Below are 23,537 nucleotides of genomic sequence, written 5' to 3' on the forward strand. Positions count from 1 at the left end.
CGTATTTTAGGACTTTGCGTCCTGCATGTCCTTGAAAATGTCCAGCACCAGCCAGCCGCGTGCCAGCGCCACCTGCCGCAAAGCTGGGCTGGGATTGGCGGCGATGGGGTCGGTGACGGCTTCGAGCAGGGGCAGGTCGTTGGACGAGTCGCTGTAGAAATAAGAGCGCTCGAAACTGTGCAGGCTCAGCCCCCGGGAAGCCAGCCAGTCGTTGACGCGCGTGACCTTGCCCTCTTTGAAGCTGGGCACGCCTTGTATGGCGCCCGTGTAGCGCCCCGCGCGCATCTCGGGAACCGTGGCGATGAGGTGGGGAATGTTGAAGGCCCGGGCAATGGGGGCGGTGACGAACTGGTTGGTCGCTGTGACGATGGCGCAAAGGTCGCCTTGCCGCAGGTGCCGGTCGACGAGCTTGCGTGCCACCGGCAGTATGTTGGGCTCTATGACCTCGCGCATGAACACTTCGTGCCACTGGTCCAGGTCGGACGTGGCGGCGGCAGCCAGCAGGCCCAGCATGAATTCGGCGGCTTCCTGGGCGGTGAGGTTGCCGGCATTGTAGCGTTCCATCAGCTCGTTGTTCAGGCGCTGGGCCTCGACGGGGTCGCCGGCGCGGCCGGTGCGGGCCAGGAAATCGGCCCATTGATAGTCGCTGTCGAGCGGCAGCAGGGTGTGGTCCAGGTCGAACAGGGCCAGGTTTTTCGGGGTGGTCATACGGTGGTCGTGTCGTCGGGCGGCGCGTCGGCCGCCAGCAGATCCTTCAATAAAGGCAGGGTGATCGCCCGGTGCTTTTCGAGCGAGTATCGGTCAAGAGCGTCGATCAGGGCGCTAAGGTGGTTCATGTCGCGGGTGTAGTGGGTAAGCACCCAGCCGACGACCTCGGGAGCCAGCTGCAGGCCGCGCTCTGCGGCCCGGGCATGCAGCGCCTGGGCGCGGTCGTCGTCGGAAAGCTGCTGAAGGCGATAGACCAGATCCCAGCCCAGGCGGGTGCGCAGGTCTTCGCGCAGCGGCATGGCCATGGGCGCGCGGTCGCCGGCCAGCAGCAGGGCAAAGGCCCGAGAGGTGGCGGCCGCCTCGCGCCAGCGATTGTACAGGGTGAACAGGGCGGCCTGCGCAAAGGGCTCGAGCTGGTCGACGTCGTCGATGGCGATCAGGCGGACGTCGATCTGGTCGCGGGAAGCCAGGTTCGCCAACTGATGCCCGCTTTGTCCGATGTCGACATACAGGGTGCCGCGGGTAGCGCAATGCGCGCGCAGCAAATGGCTGCGGCCGCTGCCGGGCGAGCCCCACAGGTAGATCGCCCGCCCCGGCTGCCAGTGGCGCAGCGCGTCGACGGCTGCGGCGTTGTCGCCGACGACGAAGTTGTCGAGCGTCGGGGGCGGGGGGGGCAGGAGGTCGAGAATGAGTTGTCGGGGCATTGCCGGGGGTAAAAGCGTAAAATGCGCTGGATGATTCAGTTCAACACGCAATTCTTACACATCCCACAGCTTTTCTCATGACTACCAAAAATTCCGCGTCCCTCACTTACCGCGATGCCGGCGTCGACATCGATGCCGGCGAGGCGCTCGTCGACCGAATCAAGCCGTTGGCGGCCAAAACCATGCGGGCGGGCGTCATGGCCGGCATCGGGGGGTTTGGCGCGCTGTTCGAGGTGCCCAAGCGCTTCAAAGAGCCGGTGCTGGTGTCGGGAACCGATGGCGTGGGCACCAAGCTTCGGCTGGCTTTCGAATGGCAGCGCCACGATACGGTGGGTGTCGACCTGGTGGCCATGAGCGTCAACGACATCCTGGTCCAGGGCGCCGAGCCCCTGTTCTTCCTCGATTACTTCGCCTGCGGCAAGCTTTCGGTCGATACGGCGGCCAGCGTGGTGGGCGGCATTGCCCGCGGATGCGAACTGGCCGGCTGCGCGCTCATCGGCGGCGAAACGGCCGAAATGCCCGGCATGTATCCCGACGGCGAGTACGACCTGGCGGGCTTTGCGGTGGGCGCAGTCGAAAAATCGCTCATCATCGACGGCAAGTCCATTGCCGAGGGCGACGTCGTGCTGGGTCTGGCCTCCAGCGGCGCGCATTCCAACGGCTTTTCCCTGCTGCGCAAGATCCTCACGCATGCCAACGCCCGGCCCACGCAAGAGCTGGACGGCCGGCAACTGGTCGACGTGGTCATGGAACCCACCCGCATCTACGTAAAGTCGGTAATGGCGGCCCTGCAGGCGCACGGATCCGCCATCAAGGGGTTGGCGCACATTACGGGCGGGGGCCTGCTCGACAATGTGCCGCGCATTCTCCAGCCCGGCCTGGCCGCCGAGCTTCACCGCGACGCCTGGCAGCTGCCCGAGCTGTTCCAGTGGCTGCAGCAGAATGGCGGCGTGGCCGATGCTGAAATGCACCGTGTGTTCAACTGCGGCATCGGCATGGTCATTGTGGTGCCGGCCGATCAGGCCGACGCGGTAGAGGCCACGCTGGCCCAGCAGGGCGAACAGGTCAGCCGCATCGGCCGAATCGTGGCCCGGGCCGCCGACGCGCCCCAGACCGTCGTCATTTAAGGCTTCGCCATACCCGGCTGGCCAGGTGCAGAACCTGCCCGGCCGCATCGTCGGCCAGGCAATCCACCACCATGCGGTCAGGCGTAGAGCGCAGCCAGGTCAGCTGGCGCTTGGCCAGCTGGCGCGTGGCCGCAATCGCCCGCTCTATGGCTTCGTCCAGTTCAGTCGTACCGTCCAGGTAGTCCCATAGCTGGCGGTAGCCCACGCAGCGCACCGAAGGCAGGCCGGGATGCAGGTCGGGCCGGCTGTGCAGCAGGGCCACTTCCTCGACCAGGCCCTGCTCGATCATGGCTTCATAGCGCCGGCGTATGCGGTCGTGCAGGGCCAGGCGGTCAGAGGGCTCGAGGCTGATCGTCAGGTAGCGAGGACCCTCGCCTTGCCTTGCGGGCCGTTTTTCCAGCAGCCGGGACATGGGCGTGCCCGTCAGGCCAAATATCTCGAGTGCGCGCTGTATGCGCTGGCTGTCGTTGGGCGCCAGCCGCGCCGCCGTGGGCGGATCGACGGCTGCCAGCTCGCGATGCAGGGCCGGCCAGCCGAGCTCTTTCGCCCGGGCATCGATCTGCGCCCGCAGCTGCGGGTCGGCGCGGGGCAGGTCGTCGAGGCCTTCGCGCAAGGCCTTGTAATACAGCATGGTGCCGCCACACAGCACGGGAATGCGGCCGCGGGCGTAGATTTCCCCGATCAGGCGCAGGGCGTCGTCGTGGAACGCCGCCGCCGAATAGCTTTCGACCGGGTCGCGGATGTCCAGCAGATGATGCGGTATGAGCTTGCGCTCTTCGGCCGAAGGCTTGGCCGTGCCGATGTCCATGCCGCGATAGATGGTGGCCGAGTCGACATTGATGATCTCGATGGGCCATTGGGCGGCGAGGGCCTGCATCGAGGCGCTTTTCCCGGCCGCGGTGGGCCCTGCAATGCAGACGATGGGGATGTTCATTGACCGCGCAGGAAGAAGCGGTCGAGCTCACCCAGCTTCCAGTGTATCCACGTGGGTCGGCCGTGATTGCATTGATCGGCCCGCTCGGTGCGTTCCATCTGCCGCAGCAGGCCGTTCATCTCGTCGAGGGTAAGGCGGCGATTGGCGCGCACCGATCCATGGCAGGCCATGGTCGAGAGCAGGGTGTTGCGCTGTTCCGTCAGCAGGGCGGAACTGCCCACCTGGGCCAGGTCGCGCAGCACGCCCCGGGCCAGCGATTCGACGTCGCCGTGGGCCAGCAGGGCCGGCACGGCGCGCACCATGATGGCGGCCGGGCCCGAAGGCCGCAGCGTAAGGCCCAGCCCGGCCAGGCTGTCTTCATGTTCTTCGATCAGGCCGAGTTCTTTTTCAGTGGCCGAGAACACGACGGGCACCAGGAGTTCCTGGCGCGGAAGATCCCGGGCGTCCATGGCGTTCTTGAGCTGCTCGTACACCACCCGCTCGTGGGCCGCGTGCATGTCCACAAGAATGAGTCCATCGCGGTTCTGCGCCAGAATGTAGACGCCATGGAGCTGGCCCAGGGCCATGCCCAGGGGGAATTCCTCTTCGTCCCGGTCGGGCGGCGCTGCGGTTGCCGGCCGCGCCGCGGCTTGCACTTCCAGCGGGCGGTACAGCGTGCGCCAGTCTTCGCCCTGGTTTCGCGAGGGGTCGTTCAGGCGGAATGCCGCCTGCCTGGGGGTAAAGCCGTAGCCGCCGTGCGCGGGAGGCGCCTGGCGCCCGGCCTGATGATAGGCCTCGCCAGGCGGCGCTGCGGGAGCATGGCCGACGGGGCCGCCGCGTGCCTCGGCCCCCAGCGGCAGGCCTGCTGGGGCCGCAGCGTGTTCCGCATCAGGCTGATGCGCAGTGGAGGGGTGCGAAGCCCCCGCGACGTGAGCCAGCGCCTGGCCTACGGCTTGCGCGACGAAACGGTGCACGGCTCCGCTTTCGCGGAAACGGATCTCGTGCTTGGCCGGGTGGACGTTGACGTCGACGGTGGCCGGGTCGACGGACAGGAAAAGCACGTAGGCGGGCTGCCTGTCGCCGTGAAGCACGTCGGCGTAGGCCTGCCGGATGGCGTGAGCGACGACGCGGTCGCGCACGTAGCGTCCATTGACATACAGATATTGCTTGTCGGCGCGGGGCCGCGCAAACGCGGGCCGTATCACCATGCCGCGCAGTGCGATCAGGCCGGCTTCGAGCTCGATGTCGAGCGATTGCTCGCAGAACTCGCGGCCCAGCACATCGAGCACGCGTTGCTGGATGGGGCCCGCGCGCCAGTGCTTTTGCGGCTTGTCGTTGTGAAAGAGGCGGAAGGCCACATGCGGATGCGCCAGCGCGATGCGTTCCAGCGCGTCCACGCAATGGCCATACTCGGTGGCTTCGGCGCGCAGGAACTTGCGGCGGGCCGGAATATCATGAAAGATCTGACGGATGTCCACCGTGGTGCCCACCGGGCCGGCCGCGGCTTCGGGCGCGGGTGAACCGGGCTCCAGTTGCCAGGCATGGTCGTCGTGGGCGGTGCGCGAAATCAGGGTCAGGCGCGCCACCGAGGCAATGGAAGCCAGCGCTTCGCCGCGAAACCCCATCGAGGCGACGGATTCGAGCTCGTCCAGCGAATGTATCTTGCTGGTGGCGTGCCGGGTCAGCGCAAGACCGAGTTCGTCGCGCGGAATGCCCGAGCCGTCGTCGCCGACGGCGATGCGGCGTATGCCGCCGCCCTCGAGCCGGATCTCGATGCTTTGCGCGCCCGCGTCGATGGCGTTCTCGAGGATCTCTTTCAGGACCGAGGCGGGCCGTTCAATGACTTCGCCGGCCGCAATCTGGCTGACCAGAAGATCGGGAAGCGGGGCAATGGAGCGTCGTTCTGGCATGTGATTAAGGCGCTGCCCCTAACCGAACAGGGCGCCGCCCGCCTGCCAGGCGGCATAGAACAGCACGGAAAAATAGATGACCGTCAGTACGGTGGCCACATAGCCCAGCAGGACGAACAGGCCGTCTCGCTGAAGCATGCCCATGGTCAGCAGCAAAATAGCCACAGCCGGCGCAGTATTGGAGAACGGCACCAGGCCAAAGGGCGCCATCAGCAGCAGGCCGGCAAACACCAGCACCAATCCGTTGAAGCGAGCCATGGGCCCCGTGGTAAGCATCATGATGCGCGGCAATACCCAGGCATCGAGCTTGGACACGATGGCCACGCCCTTGCGCAGCGCCGGCAGAAGTTTGGCTGTTTCGAGAGGGCGGTCGAGAATGCGTTGCGGCAGCCACGGAAGGCGGTTCATGGTTACGGCCGCGGCCAGCAGCACGATGGCCGCACCGAACACCGTGGAAACCCCCGGAATGGAAACCGGAATAAGAAAGGGCAGGGTGGCGATGGCACACAGCACCAGCAGGCCCTGTTCGCCGATGGCGGTCATCAGTTTGCGCAGTGTGACGGTATCGCCTTCGATGCCGTCGACTGCCTGGGACAGAGTCTCGCTGAGCGGGGTGCGGGTGTCGCTGAATTGCATCTGGTATTTGAAGAGTAAGCCGACTCTTATGGTAGCAGTTTTCAACCAGAGGCAAGGGGCGATGGCGGGGCCCGGAGCCCCGCCGATCAGGCGCGCCGGGCCAGGCCCGGGCCGGAGGCGAAATAGCCGCTTATGCCTGTAAGCATGGCGCGGGCGATGCGGTCCTGATGCGCCGAACTGCGCAGAAGGCGCTCTTCTTCGGGGTTGCTGATAAAGGCCGTTTCGACGAGGATCGAAGGGATGTCGGGCGCCTTCAGGACGGCAAAGCCCGCCCGCTCGACACGCTTTTTATGCAGGCGATTGATCTTGCCGATTTCCGACAGCACGTTGCCGCCCACTTTCATCGAATCATTGATCTGCGCCGTGGTCGACAGCTCGAGCAGCACCTTGGCGACCTGCTTGTTGTGGGAGCCCAGATTGACGCCGCCGACCAGATCGGCATTGTTTTCTTTTTGGGCCAGCCACCGCGCCGTGGTGCTGGTGGCGCCGTTCTGCGACAGCGCATATACCGATGAGCCGCGCGCCGAGGGCTTGATCCATGCGTCGGCATGAATCGAGACGAACAGGTCGGCCTTTACCCGGCGCGCCTTTTGTACCCGAACGTGCAGCGGCACGAAGAAATCGTTGTCCCGGGTAAGATAGGCGCGCATATTGGGCTGGGCGTCGATCAGTTTTTTCAGGCGCCGGGCGATGGCCAGCACGATGTCTTTCTCGCGCGTGCCTCGCGGGCCTATGGCGCCCGGGTCTTCGCCGCCGTGGCCTGGGTCCAGCGCCACCAGCACAGGACGAGGCGAGGAGTCAGGAGTGGCTGCAGCCGGCGGTTCCGGCGGAGCGGGCCTTCTGGCCACCGGGGGATTCGTGGGCAGCTTCTGGCCATCGACCGAAGGGATGGGCGCCGTGTCGGGGGCGTTCTGCGCCAGGCTTTCCAACACGTCCGCCAGCGGGTCTTCGTCCTGGAACGAATTTGCGATGGCAAGCAGAGGGTCTTGGGCCACCTGGGGGTAAAGGTCGAGGACCAGGCGGTACTTGTATTCGCCGATGGGCTTCAGGGTAAAGACCTGTGGAGCGATGGGCTGCTTCAGGTCAAGCACCATGCGGATGACGTCGGGCCTGTTCTGGCCGACCCTGACCGATGCAATATAGGGGTCGTTGGGGCGGATCTTGGACACCAGGTCGTTGAGCTTGCCATTCATGCTCAGGCCTTCGATGTCGACGACCAAGCGATCGGGGTTTTCGAGCGTGAAATGTTCGGCCTTCAGCTCGCTGTCCATCTCGAGGGTGACGCGTGTGTATTCGTCGGCGGGCCAGGTACGTACGGCGAGTATGGTGGCGGCGTGCGCCAGGCGGGGCAAGACCGGCAGCACCAGCAAGGTGGTGGCGGTGGCTAGGACTCGGCGGCGGGCGAGTCCCTGGGCGGAAATTCCTGCGGGGGGAGCACCATTGAAGTCAGCCATGATTTTCCTTTGTTGCTATAGGCGGTAAGGCGCGCCAGTCGACCGGCGCCCGCATAATCCAGGGATATCTCGAGGTCGGGAGGCGGTAAAAGCGAGCCGGCCTGTTCCGGCCACTCGATCAACACAACTGCTTGTTTTTGCAGGAGATCTCGGAATCCTGCGTCCACCCACTCCCTGGGATCGCTAAATCTATAAAAATCAAGATGATAGAAGTATAAGTTAGAAACTTTATAGGTTTCAAGCAGGGCATAGCTGGGGCTCTTGATTCTTCCCGCCACCCCGCAGGCCCGCAACAAGGCCCGCACAAAGTGGGTCTTGCCCGCTCCCAGCTCGCCTTTCAGATGTATCCGGCCGCCGGCCCCGCCCTGTTCGCCAGGTGCGAGCAAAAGGGGGGCGAGCTGCTGCGCCAGCAGGGATGTGTGCTCTTCATCGATCAAATAGATGCTAATTTCTTCTAAAACCTGATAATTTTGCATAATCATTTTTTCGGTGGAAGGGGCGGGACGCAGGCGTCGGCCGCAGTGCATGGCTGCTTGCAGAGGGCCCGTACTTATTATCCCGGACTTTGAATTCCAGACCCGAGGCCGGCCTGGAAAAGAAAAAATTGCGCCCGTTGCCTTATCCGGACATTTGCGCGCATACAACAGCCAGGCGGGATCAGTTCGCCAATACGGCCTGCAATACGATGTCGTGGAAGGTGTCCGCCGTTTCCCGGATCATTTCAGGATGATTGGGCCGAATCCAGATATAGCTGTAGTAATACATGCCCAGCAGCCCTTTCAGGCGGGTCTTGGAATAGGGCCGAAAGCTGCCCGCGGCGTGGCCGGCCTTCAGCGCATGGACCCAGGCGGATTCATAAGCGGCATGAAACGCCAGGATTTTTTCGCGCCGCTCCGCCGTAAACGACTGTATTTCACGAAAGCAGACGGTCAGCTCGGCCTTGTGGCGGGCGATGATGTCTATCAGGTCGAATCCCAGCTTGCGCAATTGGGCTTGCGGGTCGGATTCCTGCTCGAGTGTACGCCGCGCCAGCACGCCCAGTTGCGACATATAGCTGCTGCAGATTTCCTCCAGAACGTGTTCCTTGCTTTGAATGTGGTGATACAGGGCGCCCCGGCTCAGGCCTGCCGCCTCGCACAGATCATTGACACCCACCGCGTGATAGCCGCGCTCGGCAAAGAGCTTGGCGGCCACCTTGGCGATGCGCTCTTTGGATGACAGTTGGGTTAGGGACGTGTCGGTCACGGGTGGACACCTTTGCGTGGCAGGAAGAATGCTGACTTAGTCAAAAGAATCAATATTTTACCGTCGCTTTCGCAAAATCCCGGATTTGCCGCCGGGTTCAGGTAGAGCCATGCAGGGCAAGCAGGTCTACCAGGCGAATTGCCTGGCCTGTCATGGCGCCGACCTGAAGGGCACCCCGCCGTGGCCCGCCCTGGTCTACAGTGTGACGGCGTATATTCTTTACATGAACGGCATATTGGACGAGGACGCAACACTTGACGCGAAGAACCTGCCTCAGGTCAAGATGCCCAACCGCGACGGTTTTTATGTCGACGATCGTCCCGACGCCAAGAACGCGCGCTGCATGAGCGACTGCCTGAAAAAGCCCGCCAGTTGAGCCAAAGGGGATCGATTCAGGTGCGGAACCGATCAGGCCTGTTTTGAAGGCGGCTGGGACTCTATCGAGAGCTGTTCAATGGGCGGGCGGCAAGGCGGGCGCCGCCTCGCCGCCTGCTATACTTTCGCTGCCTCGCCCCTGTAGTTAAATGGATATAACTTTCCCCTCCTAAGGGAAGATTGCAGGTTCGATTCCTGCCGGGGGCGCCAGGCCAGAGGGGCGCCAAGCCAGGGGGGCGCCAGCGACGGGCCGGCGGCCGCCCCGGTCGCAGCGCCAACTCGGGCGCTTGGCTCAACCGCCGTCAACCCACCTTCCTGCCAAGCCCGCATTGCTTCATCGCCGCATTGCGCAGCCTTTCGTAGTGGGCGAGGTTGAACGTCGGGTCTTTCACGAAGCCGGATGCCGTTGCGTCCGCCGTACAACTGCAGAACTCCTCCACGTCCTGCGGCCGGTGGCTTTTCATTACTGATACACAGGAATTCCGGGTCCATGCATACGCATTTGTGCGGCTGACGCATTCCTTGCTCACGGGGTGTGTGACCTTCTTGAGGATGGCGTCCAGCCCCACACGGGCCTCGCTTTGCAGCAGCTCGGCCTTGGCGTTCTTCTCGATGCAGTCGCAGTCGAGCATGGCGCTCATGAAAGCATTGCTTTGGCATTTCGCCTTCACGTCTTTAGCGCGCTGGCTGGCTTCCGGCTCTGTGAGCAGGACGACCGGCGCGGGCTTGCCGTCGTCGGTGATTTTTCCGACCCTGGGGTCGCAATAAAGCGCATGCTCCTTTCCTGACGCGGTATCGACGATTTTGATCGGCGACTTCCACCTCAAGCACTCGATGCCTGCGAAATAGCGTGCGCGCTCCTGCGTCGATCTTTTGTACGAGCTTCGCCATGAACCATTCTTCTGCTGGACCTGGACCTCCCAGCCCGCGTCCATTGCTGTTTTCTGTTTGGCTTCCTGTGCGGATGCCGCGCTGCAGATCAGCAAGCAAGCAGCGCCCAGCAGAAAATGTTTTTTGTTCATGATGGTCTCCAGTGCCCGAGAGTTCGGGAGGGCAAAGCCATTCTGTGCTGCACGACCCACTCCCATTGGCGGAGCGGATGCTGCTCATCAGATGATGAACGAGTGCAACAGAGAATCCCATCAGGCATTTGACGGAGAATCGAGCGACGTGGACGCTTGCTTGGGCCCTGGCGACGATCAATGCGGCGCGGAGGGCGGCTTTGTCAGTTCGTCGCGCAGCCGCTGGCGCAGCTCATTCTTCTGGATCTTGCCGCTGGCGGTCAGCGGGAACTCGTCCACGAAAACAAAATACTTGGGCACCTTGTGCCGGCTGATGTTGCTGCGGCAGTATTGGCGCAGCTGTTCGGCGTCCAGCGAGGAACCTTTTGACAGCCTCAGCACCGCCGCGGCCTCCTCGCCCATGTAGTCGTCGGGCACGGCCACGACGGCCGCCTGTTCGACTTCTTCATGGCGCAACAGGAATTCTTCGATTTCAACGGGATAGATGTTTTCGCCGCCGCGGATGATCATGTCCTTCAATCGGCCGATAACGCGCACATAGCCCCGCTCATCCATGGTTCCCAGGTCGCCGGTGCGAAACCAGCCCTCCGCATCGATCGCCTTGGCTGTTTCTTCGGGCAGCAGGTAATAGCCCTTCATGACCAGATAGCCCTTGACCTGGATTTCTCCGGGCTCGTTGAAGCCCACGGGCTCGCCCGTTGCACTGTCGGCAATTTTCACGCTCGTATGCGGCAGGGGCGTGCCCACGGTCGATGATTTAAGTACGAAGCTGTCTTCGGCTTGCGTCTGGCACACGATGGGGCTGGCCTCGGTCAGGCCCAGCACGACGGTCGGATTTCCGCCGATCTTCCGGTGCACTTCTTCAATCAGGACGACCGGTATCGAGGTACCCCCCGTAATCATCTTGGTGATGCTGCGGGTGTTGAATTTGCCTTCTTGAAACAATGGATCGTTCAGCAGGGCGATCAGCATGGTGGGCACCATATTGATGACTGTGGCTTTCTCTGCGTGGATCAGTTCAAGCATTTTCCGGGCATCGAAATAGATGCCCATGATCAGCGTGCCCGAGGTCAACAGGGTGCCCAGTGCATTGACGACGCAACCCGCCGCGTGAAACAGGGGCATGCAGCAAAGGAAGCGTTCCGCCTCGCCCAGACCCGCGCGGTGCGCGGTCAGCAGGGCGTTATTCAGGGTACTGTGGTGCGTCAGCATCACCCCTTTTGGCTTGCCTGTGGTGCCGCTGGTGTACTGGATCTGGGCGACGTCCTGTGGGCTTACCGAAGCTTGCCGGCGTCTCAGGCGATCGTCGTCCACCAGTACGCCAAGCGCCACCACGTCGCGGTAGGCCATGCAGCCGGGGTGGGAGCCTTCACCGATCAATACCACGCGCTGCAGGCGCGGCAGGGCGGCGGCCTGCAAGGCGCTGCTCGCCGGGCTCCTATGGCTGGCGAGTTCAGGCACCAGTTCGTCCAGAGATTGCAGATATGAGTTGTTGCGATACGAGCCCACGGTGAACAGGGTGTGTATATCGCCATTGCGCAACAGATACTCCAGTTCGGACTTGCGATAGCCTGTGTTGACGGTAACCAGTACCGCGCCGACCTTGGCCAGGGCAAATTCGAGTGTCAGCCATTCGGGAAGGTTCGGCGCCAGCACGGCCACCTTTGCGCCCGCTTCTACGCCAAGCTGCATCAATCCCTTGGCCAATTGATTCACCCTGGCCTGGAAAGCCCTATAGTCCAGGCGGAGGTCGACGCCGAGCTCGGGATATGAATATACGACTGCTTCACGTTCCGGCGTGTCGGCCACCCGCTGGTCGAACAGGTCGCCGATCGTGCTGTCGAGCAATTCGGCGCCGTCCGTATCCGCCGTCCACAATGCCCGGTCCTTTGCCACACCCATGTCTCGCTCCGCTTTCTCTATCGTTATTTGACGTAAATCCACTTGCCGTCCTGGATGCGCGCCATGACCTGGGATCGTTCATCCACTCCGTTGTGATCCGTGGAACTGAAGTTGTAGACCGCAGTGGAAGTCGTGACGTCCCGGCTGTTCTCCAGGCTGTCTCTCAAGGCGCGGCGGAATGCCTCGGTGCCGGGTTGTGCCTTGGAGACGGCGTCTGCCGCAGCGTGCTTGAGGATCAGCATGGCGTCCCAGGCCGAGGCTGCAAATATGCCCGCGGTGTCCGGGCTGAATGCGTTTTCATAGCGCTCGATGAAGTCCATGGCGTGCTCGCGGATGGGATTGCCGGCATCCAGTTGCGAAGCCACCATCAGGGGCGACAAGGCGATGAACGCGCCCTCCACGTCTTTTCCGCCTACGCGCAGGAAGTCGTTGTTGGCAACGCCCTGGGTCTGGTAGACAAGGCCCTTGTAGCCGCGCTTCTTCAGCTCGAGCTGCGGCAGAGCCCCTGGCGTGCCGGCGCTGATGATGAGCACCGCATCGGGCTTGCCCACCGCCAGTCTCGTGACCTGGGCGGTAACGCTTTGATCCGTCTGGTTATAGCGTTCCACACCCGTCACTTCAATATCGTATGAAGGCGCGAGCTCGTTGAGTTTCTGCACATAGCCCTCGCCGTAGGCCGTGGAGATCGCAATCGCCCCTACGCGGCCGACCTTCTGTTGCTTCATGTGGTCCAGAATCAGGGCGACGGCATATTTTTCGGGCGCGCTGACCTTGAATGCCCAGGTGCGATGTCCTTCCAGCGGTTCGACGATGGCGCTGCCGCCGCCCAGGGAAATTACAGGGGTGCTGTGCCGCGCCGCAACCTCTGTGATGGCCAGGCTCGGGGGAGTCAGGCTGGAGCCCACGATGATGTCCACGTTGTTTTCGGCGATCAGCTTGGACGCCGCCCGCGATGCCTGGCTGACGTCTGTGGCGTCATTAAGCACCGTCACGTTCAGCTTGTGGCCTGCGATCGATGCAGGCCACAACTGCACCGCTTTCTGTTCGGGCAGGCCCAGCGATGCACCCGGCCCCGTCAGCGACAGGATGACTCCTACATTGATGTCGGCCTGGGCGGCCATGGGCATCGTTCCCACCACCGCGGCCAAGGCCAGGCGGCGCAATTGCTGCACTAGTTTCATTTTCGTCCCCAATATTTATAATGTCTTGCGCCTCCCTGGTGCTTTGACCAGCGGCCAAGGCATGGTAGCAAGCGCCCGCGGTCATCCATGTCATCAAAAATGAGGACACGTCCCAAGGTCGATACGCTATGAGAAGCTGGGAAGTCACAACTTCGGCAACGTACAGCGCGCAGGCGGTGATGTCCGAACTGGTATTGCAAATGGGCGCCAGCGCCTTTGGCGAGACATTGCTTACCCGTCTCAATCATCTGTTGCCTGCCGGGTCGTTTTCGCTTTATCGGGTCTGGCGCGATCAATCGCCTGTCCTGCTCATGTCGCATAGCCTTCAGCCGCTCGACGTCACGAGGCGCTGTTTCGCTGCTTACCGCAATAAGCTGTATCTCGAAGATCGCTCGTTCGACGAGGTGCGCGCAAGGCACGAAGACGCATCCTGCCTGCTGATGCACATTCGCGCCGACGAATTCAAGAACCCCGAGCACCGCGAGCAGATCTATGTGCGCAACCACGTTCGCGAGCGTTTGTCGGTCGCCCAGAGCACAAGCGATGGCTCTGTCCTCAGCCTCAACATCTATGCGCATGACGGGCACAGCTCCTATACCGATCGCCATCTGGGCCGATTTGAAAGCGTGGCGCACGTGCTTTTCGCGGGTGCGCAGCGGCACCTTGCCCTCATCGGAGCGCCCGTCCAGTCCCGGCAGCTGTGCGCCGCGGATGCCGACCTCGACAGGCTGTTTCTTTCCGGCTTGGACAAGGGGTTGACGACGCGCGAAATAGATGTCTGCGCCTGCCTTCTGCAAGGCATGACCTATGACGGAATCGCCCGGCAGCTCGACCTCAGCCGGGCAACGGTCATTACCTATCGCAATAGGGCTTTTGCGCGCCTGGGCATCAATTTCAAGAGCCAGCTCTTTGCCCAACGTGCGCGCTACCAGGACTCGCAGCCGTAGGCGTGGATCGCGGCATGCATTGCCCGCCGGCGGTCATTCTTTCGGGTGACAACATGTTCTCCAGGCCTTGCTATGATCGTTCACGACATAGGGAGACGACGCGCCATGGCAGCCGAGCCGCTACAGTACGAAAAGAACGAACACATCGCCACGATCACATTGAACCGGCCGCAGGCCCATAATGCGCTCACGCCTGAAATGCTGTGCCGCCTGGCGGACGCCCTGGCCGATTCGCGCGATGACGATACGATACGGGCTGTGATTCTTACCGGTGCGGGCGACAGGGCGTTCTGCGCCGGAGGAGACCTCGGCCGAACCTTGCCGCTGCTTACCGGCGACAAGCCGCCGCAAGACCACTGGGACGAGCGCCTGCTGAACGACCCGCAGGTCATGCCGGTGTCGTCCTTGTGCGACGGGGCCATGGGCAAACCCATCATCGCCGCCGTCAACGGCGTATGCGTGGCCGCGGGCGCGGAGCTTCTGCTGGGCACCGACATCCGTGTGGCCTCGCACGAATCCCGTTTTGCCTGGCCCGAGGTGCAAAGAGGCCTTATGCCCTTTGCCGGCTCCCTGGCGCGGCTGCCACAGCAGCTGCCTTATTGCCAGGCGATGGAACTGATGCTAACGGGCGAGGCGATCGATGCGCAGAAGGCCTTGCAATTGGGATTGCTGAACTACGTGGTGCACGGTCCCGAGGTGCTTCCCCTGGCCCAGCGCCTGGCGCGGCGCATTGCCGACAACGCGCCCCTGGCCGTCGCCGCGATCAAGAGGACGGCGGTGGATTCCATCGGGCTGCCCGAGCAGGAGGCCTTCAAGCTTGAAAAGCAGGCTTATCGCAAAGTCATGGCCAGCGAAGACGCGCGGGAAGGGCCGCGCGCCTTCATGGAGAAGCGTGCCCCGGTGTACCGGGGCAGGTAGCGCGGTTCGAGCAAATCAATGGGCATGCACATGGCAACTGAAATAGAACTCAACGGAAAAGTGGCCGTCGTCACGGGTGGCGGCAAGGGGCTGGGCCTGGCGGTATCGAAGGCGCTCGCCAAGGCGGGAGCGGCAGTGGTCGTCAACGACGTTGACGAGAGCGCGGCCCAAGAGGCGGTGGACGCCATACAGGCCGAAGGGGGCAGGGCGGTGGCCGAGGTCGTGGCCATAGGTTCCTCGCAGGCCGCGCAACGCTGCATCGACAGGGCCGTGGATGCCTTCGGCCGGCTGGACATCATGTGCGCCAATGCGGGCATCTTGCGCGACAAGGTGTTGTGGAACATGTCGGACGATGATTTCGACTCCGTCATCGAGACCCACCTGCGCGGCACCTTCACCTGCGCGCGGGCCGCGGTGCGGCGCTTTCGCGAGCAGGGCGGGGGCGGGCGGCTTATCCTGGTTTCGTCTCTGGCCGGCCAGCGCGGCAACTTCGGCCAGACCAACTACGCGGCGGCCAAGGCCGGCATCGCCGCCTTTGCCCGTACCTGGGCCCTGGAGTGCGACCGCATGGGCGTGACGGTGAATGCGGTGCTGCCCATGGCGTTTACCCAGATGGTGGCCAGCATACCGGCCATGGCGCCTTATGCGGAAATGGTGGCCCAGGGCAAGGCGCTGCCGTCCGAGTTGCGCGCCGGCATGGGCCTGGGCCTGCCGGAAGACGTGGCGCCCCTGTTCGTGTTCCTGGCTTCGCAGGCGGCGCAGGGCATTACGGGACAATGCATAGGCCTGGGCGGCGACAAGCTCTCGCTGTGGAGCCATCCGCAAGAGATACGCCATGCCTACAGCCCGGGCGGATGGACGGCCGGGCAGATAGCGCGGCTGTGGAGCAGCACGGTGGGCACGGAACTGCAAACCTACGGCATTCCCATGCCGGGCCAGGACTAGCCGCGGGCGCTTTGCCGGCTTGCGCGGCCACGGTTGCGCGGCGGTTCCAGAGTCGCCCCGGGGCCAAGCCGGGCGCGATCAATGCTTGGGCAGCGCGGCCTGGACCGGCCTGGCGCCCAGCAACTGCACAACGACCGAGGGGGCGAGGCTGATCAGATAGCCTCGCCGGCCGCCGTTCAGGTAGATGACGGGGTAGTCGAGCAGCGATTCTTCCACCCATACCGGCATCTTCTTGCGGGTGGCGAAGGGCGAGGTGCCGCCCACCATATAGCCTGAATGCCGTTGCGCCGTCGCGGGCGCGCAGGGCGCCACCTTCTTTGCGCCGATCTGGCGGGCCAGATTCTTGGTCGAGACCTCGCAGTCGCCATGCATCAGCACGACCAGCGGCTGGCCGTTCTCGTCTTCCATGATCAGCGTCTTGGCCACCTGCTGCGGGTCCACGCCCAGCTGGCGCGACGACTCCATGGCACCGCCATGGTCGACGTATTCATAAGGGTGTTCGCCGAACTCGACCTTGTTCCGCCGCAGCAGTTGCGTGGCGGGCGTTTCCGAGATGTGTTTGTCCTTGGCCATGAGAGGTTCCGGTTATCAGCCGCGGGGATGATGCCTGGCGTGCAGTGTCTTCAGCCGTTCGCGCGCGACATGCGTATAGATCTGGGTGGTGGAGATGTCGGAATGCCCCAGCAGCATCTGCACCACGCGCAGGTCGGCGCCGTGGTTCAGCAGATGGGTGGCGAAGGCATGGCGCACCACGTGGGGCGACAAGGGTACGTGTATGTCGGCCTGCAGGGCGTGCTTGCGCACGATCAGCCAGAAAGACTGGCGCGTCATGGGCGCGGCCCGGGCCGTGACGAAAAGGGCGTCGCAGCGGCGCGAACCCAGCAGCGCTGGCCGCGCCTCGGCCAGATAGCGCTCTATCCAGTGCGCGGCTTCCTGGCCCAGGGGCACCAGCCTGTCCTTGCCGCCCTTGCCCATGTTCACGCGCACCACGCCTTCGTTCAGGTTGACGTCGAGCAGGTTCAGGCCGACCAGCTCGGAAACCCTCAGTCCCGTTGCGTACAGGGTCTCGAGCATGGCCCGGTCGCGCAGGCCGCGCGGCGTGCCGTCGTCGGGCGCCTGCAGCAGGGCGTCCACCTGCTCTTCGGACAAGGTCTTGGGAAAGCGCGCCGCCTGCTTGGCGGCCTTGAGCGTGAGGCAGGGGTCGGCGCCCACCCGGCCCTGGCGCAGCGCCCAGAGGTAGTAGCGTTTCAAGGCCGCCAGGCGCCGGTTGGCGGTGGTGGCCTTGGAGCTTGCGTGCCGGGCGACGAACCAGTCCTGGATGTCGGCGGCCTGTGCGGCGTCGATGTCCTTGCGATGCTGCTCATGCAGCCAGCGCGCGAAGGCGGTCAGGTCGCGCCGGTAGGCGGACAAGGTGTTTTCCGCCAGTCCGTCCTCGAGCCAGACGGCGTCCAGAAAACTGTCGATCGAGGCGGGTGGGGCAAAATCCAAGGCGCGGCCCGTAAGGCAAAAGAAAGGGAATCCAGCAGGCAATTTTACTCATACCCGGGGGCATGCCCGCACGGTACACTTCGCAGCATGGAAACCACGCTGCCTTCCCTGGCGCCGGCTCGGCTGGCCGAGCCCGAAAGCCCCGACACGCTCGTCCTTACGGTCAACAACCGCTATGCCCGCCGCATATTGGCGAACCTGTCCGCAGGGCTCGACGAACAGCGGCGCGTCATGGCGCTGCCCGATATCGTGCCCCTGCGGGCCTGGCTGCAGCAGGCGGGCGACACGCTTTCCTTCGTGCCCGAGGCCGGGCTTGCCTCGCACGTGATCGATGCCTTCGGCGCGCGCAGCCTGTGGCAGCGCGTCATTGCCGACATCGAGGCCGAGCATGTCCTGCTCGATGCCGGCCAGGCGGCGGCGCTGGCCATCGAGGCCGACCGCATGATGTCCGAGTGGCGGCTCTCGCTGCAGCCCGGCGAAGAAACCGTTGACCACCAGCGTTTTCTCTTGTGGCGCGATGAATATCGCCGCCGGCTGCAGTCGCTGGACGCCGAGGACGCCGTACTTGGATTCGAGCGCGTATGCGATGCGGTCGAGGCCGGGCTGCTGGAATACCGCTTCTCCCGCCTGGTGCTGGCGGGGTTCACCGAGTTGTCGCCCCAGTTGCAGCGGCTCCTGGATGTGCTCGCGGCGCAGGGCGTGGAGCTTTACCAGCTAGAACTGGACGCCACGAAGGCCCGGTCGGTCCGGCGCGTCATGGCGCCCGACCCCGATTCCGAATGGCGCCTGGCGGCCCAGTGGGCGGGCGACAAGCTGCGCAGCGACCCCGACGGGCGCTATGCCATTGTTGCCGCCCAGCTCGAGGGCGACGTCGCGCTTGCCCACCGCGTGCTGCGCGAGGCGCTGCGGGGCCAGGGCGGCGAGCCGGCATTCAGCTACAACGTCGCGGTGGCCAGGCCCCTGGCGCAATGGCCGCTTATCCGGGCGGCGCTTGCCTGGCTCTACCTGCTGGCCGAGATGGCGCGTCAACGGCGATGCGCTCCCTCTGTCGCGGGTGCGGCGCTGCTGGCGGGGCGCTGCGTGGCCGACGCCGAAGAATCGGACGGACGTGCGCGCATCGATGCATCGATGCGCGCAGATGCGGTCGTCAGCCTGGCTGCGGGTGAATTCGCGCGGCGCCTGGCCCAACTGGCGCCCGCCCTGGCCGGCGCCTGGGCGGCATGCTTCGAACAGGTGCTCGCCAACGCGGGCAGGGCCTCCATCGATGTCTGGGTCGGGCGCTTCAGGCAATGGCTGCAGATGCTCGGTTTTCCCGGGCCGGCGGCGCTCGACAGCCATGCCTACCAAACCGTCGATGCGCTCGAGCGCCTGCTCGAACGCCTGGCCCGGCAGACCATAGTCCTGGGCCGCATCGACTTCGGCGCCGCCGTGGCCGCGCTGTCGTCGCTGGCCGGCCAGACGCCTTTCCAGCCGCAGCGCGACCCTTCGGCGCGGCTGGACGTCCAGGGCTTTCTCGAGGCCGAAGGCGGCCGCTGGGACGGTGTGTGGATACTTGGCCTTACAGACGAGGTTCTGCCCTCTGTGCCCCGGCCCAACCCCTTGCTGCCCTTGTCCGCCCTGCGCCGCGCCAACGCGCCGCGCGCGACGCCTGAGCGCGAACTGGCCTGGGCCCGGGCCATGTTCGACGCACTGCTGTGCACGGCGCCCGAAGTCAGGGTCAGCCACGCCTTGCAGGAAGGCGAGCGCGAACTGCGCGCCAGCCCCTTCGTCGCGCCCATCGAAACCGAAGAATACGTATTGCGGCGGCAGGCCGTGCCTACAGTGGCCATGGAACGCATCATCGACGAAAAAGGGCCCGCGCTGCCGGCGGGCGCACCCACCCGCGGCGGCATTGCCGTCATCGATACCCAGGCGCGCAACCCTTTGTGGGCGTTCGCCAGGTACCGCCTGGGGGCGGGCCAGATGTGCGACTATGCCGACCTGGCCGACCAGAACGCGCGCGGCCTCTTCCTGCACAAATGCATGGAACTCGCCTGCAAGTCCCTGACAAACAGCGACAGTCTGCTGGCGCAGGCGTCCGACGGCAGCTTGGCGCAGGTCATCGACGCGGCCCTCGAGCAGGCCGCCAGCGAATGCCTGGCCGACTACGGTGCTGTCGTACGAGAGCTCGAGCAGGACAGGGCCTCGGCCATTCTCCACGAGTGGTTTGCGCTGGAACTCGAACGCGGGCCTTTCTCGGTCAAGGCGGTCGAAGAAGCATTTCTATGGACGCGCGGGCCCTTGCAGCTTCGGCTGCGCCTCGACCGCATCGACGAACTGCCCGACGGCAGGCTGGCCGTCATCGATTACAAGACCGGCGGCGGCAAGGCCGACCCGAAATCCGACTGGATGCGCGAGCGGCCGGTGGGCCTGCAGCTGCCGTTCTATGCGGCGGTGCTTGCCGAGGACCAGGCATCGGTTGCCGCACTGCTGCTGGCCAGGCTGCATGCTCGAGGCATCGAAGTCAGGGGTTTGGCCGATGGCGACTGCGGTTTTGCGGGCCCGGCCACACTGGGCGAGTGGGCTGATTTCCAGCATTTGTCGTGGGATGCACTCATGTCGCAATGGCGCATGGTGATACAGCGGCTGGCCGATGAATACGCCCAAGGCATCGCGGCCAATTCGGTCCTGCGGGCCGACGACCTGGCTTATTGCGACGTGCTGCCTTTCCTGCGCCTGAACGAAGAGGCCGATCATGTCGCTTAGGCCGCCATCCGACGCCGCCGTCCGGCAGGCTGCGCTCGACCCCACCCAGTCCTTCCTTATCCAGGCTCCGGCGGGCTCGGGCAAGACCGAACTGCTGACCGACCGCATATTGGCGCTGCTGGCCACGGTCGAAAGGCCAGAAGAAATCCTGGCCATCACCTTCACGCGCAAGGCGGCCTCCGAAATGCATGCCCGCGTGCTGACCAAATTGCGGGCGGGCAAGGGTGAAGAACCCCCAGAGCCGCATAAAAAGCACAGCTGGCACCTGGCCCGGCAGGCCATGGCGCGCAACGATGCAAAACAGTGGAATCTGCTGGACTACCCGGCGCGGCTCAGCATACGCACCATCGACTCGTTCAGTTCGTGGCTGGTGCGCGCCACGCCCTGGCTCAGCACTTTGGGGGGCTTGCCCGGCGTTACCGAGCACGCGCAAGAGCACTATCTCGAGGCCGCCAAGGCCACTCTCGCGATGGCCGACGACGAAGAGGCCGTGGCCCGGCTCATCGCTCATCTCGACGTCGACATTCGTGCGGCCCAGGAGTTGATCGCCGGCATGCTGGGCAGCCGCGACCAGTGGCTGCCGGTGCTGGGCGAAAGCAGCGATGCCGGCCGCCTGCTGCACAACCTGTCCCAGGCCGTAGAGGCCGACTTGCGGCAGCTTGCGCAAAGCATGCCCCCCGGCTGGTCGCAGGCCCTGGCCCAGCCCATTTCGGCTGCCATCGCCGCCTTGCAGGCGGCCGGAAAACCCTGCGCCTTCGATGCGCTGCTCGATTGGGACGGCGCGATGCTGCAGCCGGCATTCGCCGAACTGGCCCGTTGGCAGGCCCTGGCCAGCGTGCTGCTTACCCAGACCAACAGCCTGCGCCGCAGCATCGACAAGCGCATGGGCTTCGAGGCCAAGACGGCGCACAAAGAAGGCCTCATGCAATGGCTGTCGGCCTGCGACCCCGAAGAGCCATGGATCAACTGCCTGGCCAGGATACGCAGCGCCCCGGTGGGCGGCTACGAGCCGGGCCAACTGGCCGTGCTGGGCGATCTGGTCCAGGTGCTGTGGCTGGCCACGGCGCAACTGAAACTGCGTTTCGCAGAGCAGTCCGAGGTCGATTTCATCGAAGTTTCCCAAAGCGCGCTGCACGCCCTGGGCAGCGCCGAACGTCCTTCCGAACTGTTGCTGAAGCTCGACGCCTCCATACGCCATTTGCTCGTCGACGAATTCCAGGACACCAGCCAGTCGCAAATACGCCTGGTGAGCCTGCTGACGGCGGGATGGGAGCCGGGCGACGGCCGCAGCGTGTTCCTGGTGGGCGATCCCATGCAGTCCATCTACCGCTTCCGCAAGGCCGAGGTGGGGCTGTTCCTGAACGCGCGCGACCAGGGGCTGGGCGAGATCGAGCTCAACTCCCTGCAGCTGACCGACAACTTCCGCTCGCAGGCCAATATCGTGCATTGGGTCAACCGCATGTTCGAGCCCTTGTTTCCGCGGCAGGCCGATCCGGGCATGGGGGCCATTCCGTATACGCCGTCCATTGCCTACAACGAGGCGCTGGACGAAGTCGGGGTCGAGCTGCATCCGGTATGGGTACACGCTTCGCTCGATGCCGGCCAGGCGGCCCGCACGGCAGAGGCCATTGCCGTCGACCTTGCGCGCGAGGCCCTGCACCGGCATGCCGGCAGCAGCCATCCCGTCGCCATCCTGGTGCGCGCGCGCGGCCACCTCGAAGAAGTGGTGCGCAGGCTCACGGCTGAAGGCATTCCTTGCCGCGCCGTAGAGCTTTCTCCGCTGAAATCGCGGCAAGTGGTCAGCGATGCCGTGCAACTGGCCCGGGCCCTGTCGCATCCGGCCGATCGCCTGGCCTGGCTTTCGGTCTTGCGTTCGCCGCTGTGCGGCGTCACGCTGCATACCCTGCACGAACTCTTCGGCACAGATCATCACACCACCGCGCGCGAGCTGCTGCGCCGATGGCTGCGCGACGAGTCAGGGGCCTCCGTGCCGCCCGACGAGGCGCGCCGCCTGCGCCACGCCTGCGTCGTCCTGCTCGACGAAGGCAACGCTTCGGGGGGCATTCCCTTCACCGCCTGGCTGCAGCACTGCTGGGAGCAACTGGGCGGGCCTGCCGTATACCCCGGCGCGGGCGACCGTGCCGACGTCGAAAGCCTGTTCCGCCTGATCGAAAGAATTGCGCCCTATGGCGGCCTGGACCCGGCCGAACTCGAGGCGCGGCTCGAGCAGCTCTACGCAGCGCCCGAGGGCGCCGGCCACGCTGTCGAGGTGATGACCATACACAAGTCCAAGGGGCTGCAGTTCGAAACGGTCATCCTCATGGGCATGCATCGCCGGCCGCGCGCTGATACCCAGCCACTGCTTCGCCTCGAGCACAGCGAGGGCCGCCTGCTGCTGGGGCCGATCAGGCACCGCGCCTCGGATACGGCCGATCCGGTATCGACGTATCTTGCCGAGCGCGAAAAACAGCGCGCCGCCTACGAGGCGGACCGCCTGCTGTATGTGGCCGTTACCCGGGCCTGCCAGCAGCTGCATCTTATCGGCGAGATCGCGCTCGATGAGCAGGGCGGCGTCAAAGAGCCTTCGGCGACCAGCTTGCTGGGGCGTCTCTGGCCCTATCTGCCGCAGCCTGTACCTCCTGAAATGGCCGAGCTGCTCGCGGGCGGGCAGGCTTCGGCCGCAGGCCCTGTTTCGCGCCCCTTGCTGCGCATGCAGATCGCAGTCCTGCCCGCCGGCGAGCCGGCCAGGGCGCCGGCGCAGGCGTCGGCCTGGCAGTGGACGCCCGATACGGCGCACGAGGCGGCGATCGGCACGGTGGCCCATGCCTGGCTCGAGCGCCTGGGACGCGAGGGGCCCGACCGTTGGCCTATCGAACGCATAGGGCAAAGCCTGCCCGTGCTGCGCAAGCAATTGGGGCGTGCCGGCCTGCCGGCGCCGTCGCTGGACGAGGCCGCGGCCGTGGTCAGCGAGGCGTTGCGCGCCACGCTGGCAAGCGAGCGGGGGCAGTGGCTGCTGCGCGCCGCGCGCGCCCATCGCGAGTGGTCGCTGCTTGACGTATCGGGTCGGGTCTCGGTCATCGACCTGGCCATTTCCGACGAAGCGGGCTGGCTGGTCGTCGACTACAAGACCGGAAGGCCCCACGACGGCGAGGGCGCCGAAGCGTTTGCGGCGCGCATGCGCCAGCGCCACGGGGCGCAGCTGCAGCGCTACTGCGAACAGGTTGCGGCGCTCGACGGACGGCCCGCGCGGGCCGCCCTGTATTTCCCCCGGGCCGACTTATGGCTCGAATACTGAAGGCCGATGCAACTCCTGTTAA

20 protein-coding genes and 1 tRNA gene are annotated in these 23,537 nt (G+C 64.7%); 8 read left to right on the top strand and 13 right to left on the bottom strand.

Features of this window, described 5'->3' with window-relative positions; genetic code table 11:
* Positions 1-6: 6 nt before the first annotated feature.
* Together C7440_RS11490 and hda are read right to left on the bottom strand one after the other, a co-directional pair.
* Positions 7-708 carry an HAD family hydrolase gene (locus tag C7440_RS11490; protein ID WP_017524708.1) on the bottom strand — a complete coding sequence of 234 codons (702 nt, stop codon included), beginning with the start codon at positions 706-708 and terminating at the stop codon, positions 7-9.
* Entirely contained in the window at positions 705-1,412 is a 708-nt protein-coding gene (hda, locus tag C7440_RS11495) for a DnaA regulatory inactivator Hda (protein WP_116518629.1), read from the bottom strand. Before hda ends, C7440_RS11490 begins: the two co-directional genes overlap by 4 nt.
* A 77-nt stretch (positions 1,413-1,489) precedes the next feature.
* Between hda and purM the strand changes: the two genes are divergently transcribed.
* Positions 1,490-2,539: a phosphoribosylformylglycinamidine cyclo-ligase gene (gene purM, locus C7440_RS11500; protein WP_116518630.1), complete on the top strand. Its 1,050-nt coding sequence runs from the start codon at positions 1,490-1,492 to the stop codon at positions 2,537-2,539.
* Here purM and miaA read toward each other — a convergent pair.
* The 6 genes from miaA to C7440_RS11530 form a co-directional block, all read right to left on the bottom strand.
* Positions 2,532-3,473 (bottom strand): tRNA (adenosine(37)-N6)-dimethylallyltransferase MiaA, encoded by a 942-nt coding sequence (miaA, locus tag C7440_RS11505; RefSeq protein WP_017524705.1) that lies wholly within the window; start codon positions 3,471-3,473, stop codon positions 2,532-2,534. The genes purM and miaA overlap by 8 nt on opposite strands.
* On the bottom strand, positions 3,470-5,362 hold the full coding sequence (gene mutL / locus C7440_RS11510) for a DNA mismatch repair endonuclease MutL (RefSeq protein ID WP_116518631.1): 1,893 nt from the start codon (positions 5,360-5,362) through the stop codon (positions 3,470-3,472). Before mutL ends, miaA begins: the two co-directional genes overlap by 4 nt.
* Positions 5,363-5,380: 18 nt before the next feature.
* Complete coding sequence (locus C7440_RS11515; protein WP_116518632.1) at positions 5,381-5,998, bottom strand: exopolysaccharide biosynthesis protein; 618 nt, start codon at positions 5,996-5,998, stop codon at positions 5,381-5,383.
* 86 nt (positions 5,999-6,084) lie between these two features.
* Positions 6,085-7,452, bottom strand: coding sequence for an N-acetylmuramoyl-L-alanine amidase (locus tag C7440_RS11520; RefSeq protein ID WP_026067981.1), 1,368 nt, complete (start codon positions 7,450-7,452; stop codon positions 6,085-6,087).
* Positions 7,383-7,934: a bifunctional alanine racemase/tRNA (adenosine(37)-N6)-threonylcarbamoyltransferase complex ATPase subunit type 1 TsaE gene (locus C7440_RS11525; RefSeq protein WP_017524701.1), complete on the bottom strand. Its 552-nt coding sequence runs from the start codon at positions 7,932-7,934 to the stop codon at positions 7,383-7,385. The genes C7440_RS11520 and C7440_RS11525 overlap by 70 nt, the downstream gene beginning before the upstream one ends.
* A gap of 175 nt (positions 7,935-8,109) precedes the next feature.
* Positions 8,110-8,697, bottom strand: coding sequence for a TetR/AcrR family transcriptional regulator (locus tag C7440_RS11530; protein ID WP_017524700.1), 588 nt, complete (start codon positions 8,695-8,697; stop codon positions 8,110-8,112).
* Positions 8,698-8,806: 109 nt separating this feature from the next.
* Between C7440_RS11530 and C7440_RS11535 the strand changes: the two genes are divergently transcribed.
* Positions 8,807-9,073 carry a c-type cytochrome gene (locus C7440_RS11535; protein WP_116518633.1) on the top strand — a complete coding sequence of 89 codons (267 nt, stop codon included), beginning with the start codon at positions 8,807-8,809 and terminating at the stop codon, positions 9,071-9,073.
* A 134-nt stretch (positions 9,074-9,207) separates the two neighbouring features.
* Positions 9,208-9,282: transfer RNA gene (locus tag C7440_RS11540), tRNA-Arg, on the top strand.
* 92 nt (positions 9,283-9,374) lie between these two features.
* Here C7440_RS11540 and C7440_RS11545 read toward each other — a convergent pair.
* The 3 genes from C7440_RS11545 to C7440_RS11555 form a co-directional block, all read right to left on the bottom strand.
* Positions 9,375-10,094 carry a hypothetical protein gene (locus tag C7440_RS11545; protein ID WP_017524698.1) on the bottom strand — a complete coding sequence of 240 codons (720 nt, stop codon included), beginning with the start codon at positions 10,092-10,094 and terminating at the stop codon, positions 9,375-9,377.
* A 177-nt stretch (positions 10,095-10,271) separates the two neighbouring features.
* Positions 10,272-11,996, bottom strand: coding sequence for an AMP-binding protein (locus tag C7440_RS11550; protein ID WP_116518634.1), 1,725 nt, complete (start codon positions 11,994-11,996; stop codon positions 10,272-10,274).
* A gap of 23 nt (positions 11,997-12,019) precedes the next feature.
* Positions 12,020-13,177, bottom strand: coding sequence for an ABC transporter substrate-binding protein (locus tag C7440_RS11555; RefSeq protein ID WP_116518635.1), 1,158 nt, complete (start codon positions 13,175-13,177; stop codon positions 12,020-12,022).
* Positions 13,178-13,305: 128 nt separating this feature from the next.
* Here C7440_RS11555 and C7440_RS11560 point away from each other — a divergent pair, with 128 nt between their 5' ends.
* From C7440_RS11560 to C7440_RS11570, 3 genes are all read left to right on the top strand, one after another.
* Positions 13,306-14,124 carry a helix-turn-helix transcriptional regulator gene (locus C7440_RS11560; RefSeq protein WP_116518636.1) on the top strand — a complete coding sequence of 273 codons (819 nt, stop codon included), beginning with the start codon at positions 13,306-13,308 and terminating at the stop codon, positions 14,122-14,124.
* 72 nt (positions 14,125-14,196) lie between these two features.
* Positions 14,197-15,042 (top strand): enoyl-CoA hydratase/isomerase family protein, encoded by an 846-nt coding sequence (locus C7440_RS11565; protein WP_243410894.1) that lies wholly within the window; start codon positions 14,197-14,199, stop codon positions 15,040-15,042.
* 30 nt (positions 15,043-15,072) lie between these two features.
* Positions 15,073-15,987: an SDR family NAD(P)-dependent oxidoreductase gene (locus tag C7440_RS11570; RefSeq protein WP_116518880.1), complete on the top strand. Its 915-nt coding sequence runs from the start codon at positions 15,073-15,075 to the stop codon at positions 15,985-15,987.
* Positions 15,988-16,065: 78 nt separating this feature from the next.
* On the opposite strand, the gene C7440_RS11575 is transcribed toward C7440_RS11570, so the two are convergent.
* Together C7440_RS11575 and xerD are read right to left on the bottom strand one after the other, a co-directional pair.
* On the bottom strand, positions 16,066-16,560 hold the full coding sequence (locus tag C7440_RS11575; RefSeq protein WP_017524691.1) for an aminoacyl-tRNA deacylase: 495 nt from the start codon (positions 16,558-16,560) through the stop codon (positions 16,066-16,068).
* 15 nt (positions 16,561-16,575) lie between these two features.
* Positions 16,576-17,475: a site-specific tyrosine recombinase XerD gene (gene xerD / locus C7440_RS11580; RefSeq protein ID WP_017524690.1), complete on the bottom strand. Its 900-nt coding sequence runs from the start codon at positions 17,473-17,475 to the stop codon at positions 16,576-16,578.
* 87 nt (positions 17,476-17,562) lie between these two features.
* Here xerD and C7440_RS11585 point away from each other — a divergent pair, with 87 nt between their 5' ends.
* Positions 17,563-20,220, top strand: coding sequence for a PD-(D/E)XK nuclease family protein (locus tag C7440_RS11585; RefSeq protein ID WP_116518638.1), 2,658 nt, complete (start codon positions 17,563-17,565; stop codon positions 20,218-20,220).
* Positions 20,210-23,515 (top strand): UvrD-helicase domain-containing protein, encoded by a 3,306-nt coding sequence (locus C7440_RS11590; RefSeq protein ID WP_116518639.1) that lies wholly within the window; start codon positions 20,210-20,212, stop codon positions 23,513-23,515. Before C7440_RS11585 ends, C7440_RS11590 begins: the two co-directional genes overlap by 11 nt.
* Positions 23,516-23,537: the final 22 nt, after the last annotated feature.

The organism is Pusillimonas noertemannii (assembly GCF_003096595.1).
Classification (GTDB): domain Bacteria; phylum Pseudomonadota; class Gammaproteobacteria; order Burkholderiales; family Burkholderiaceae_B; genus Pusillimonas; species Pusillimonas noertemannii.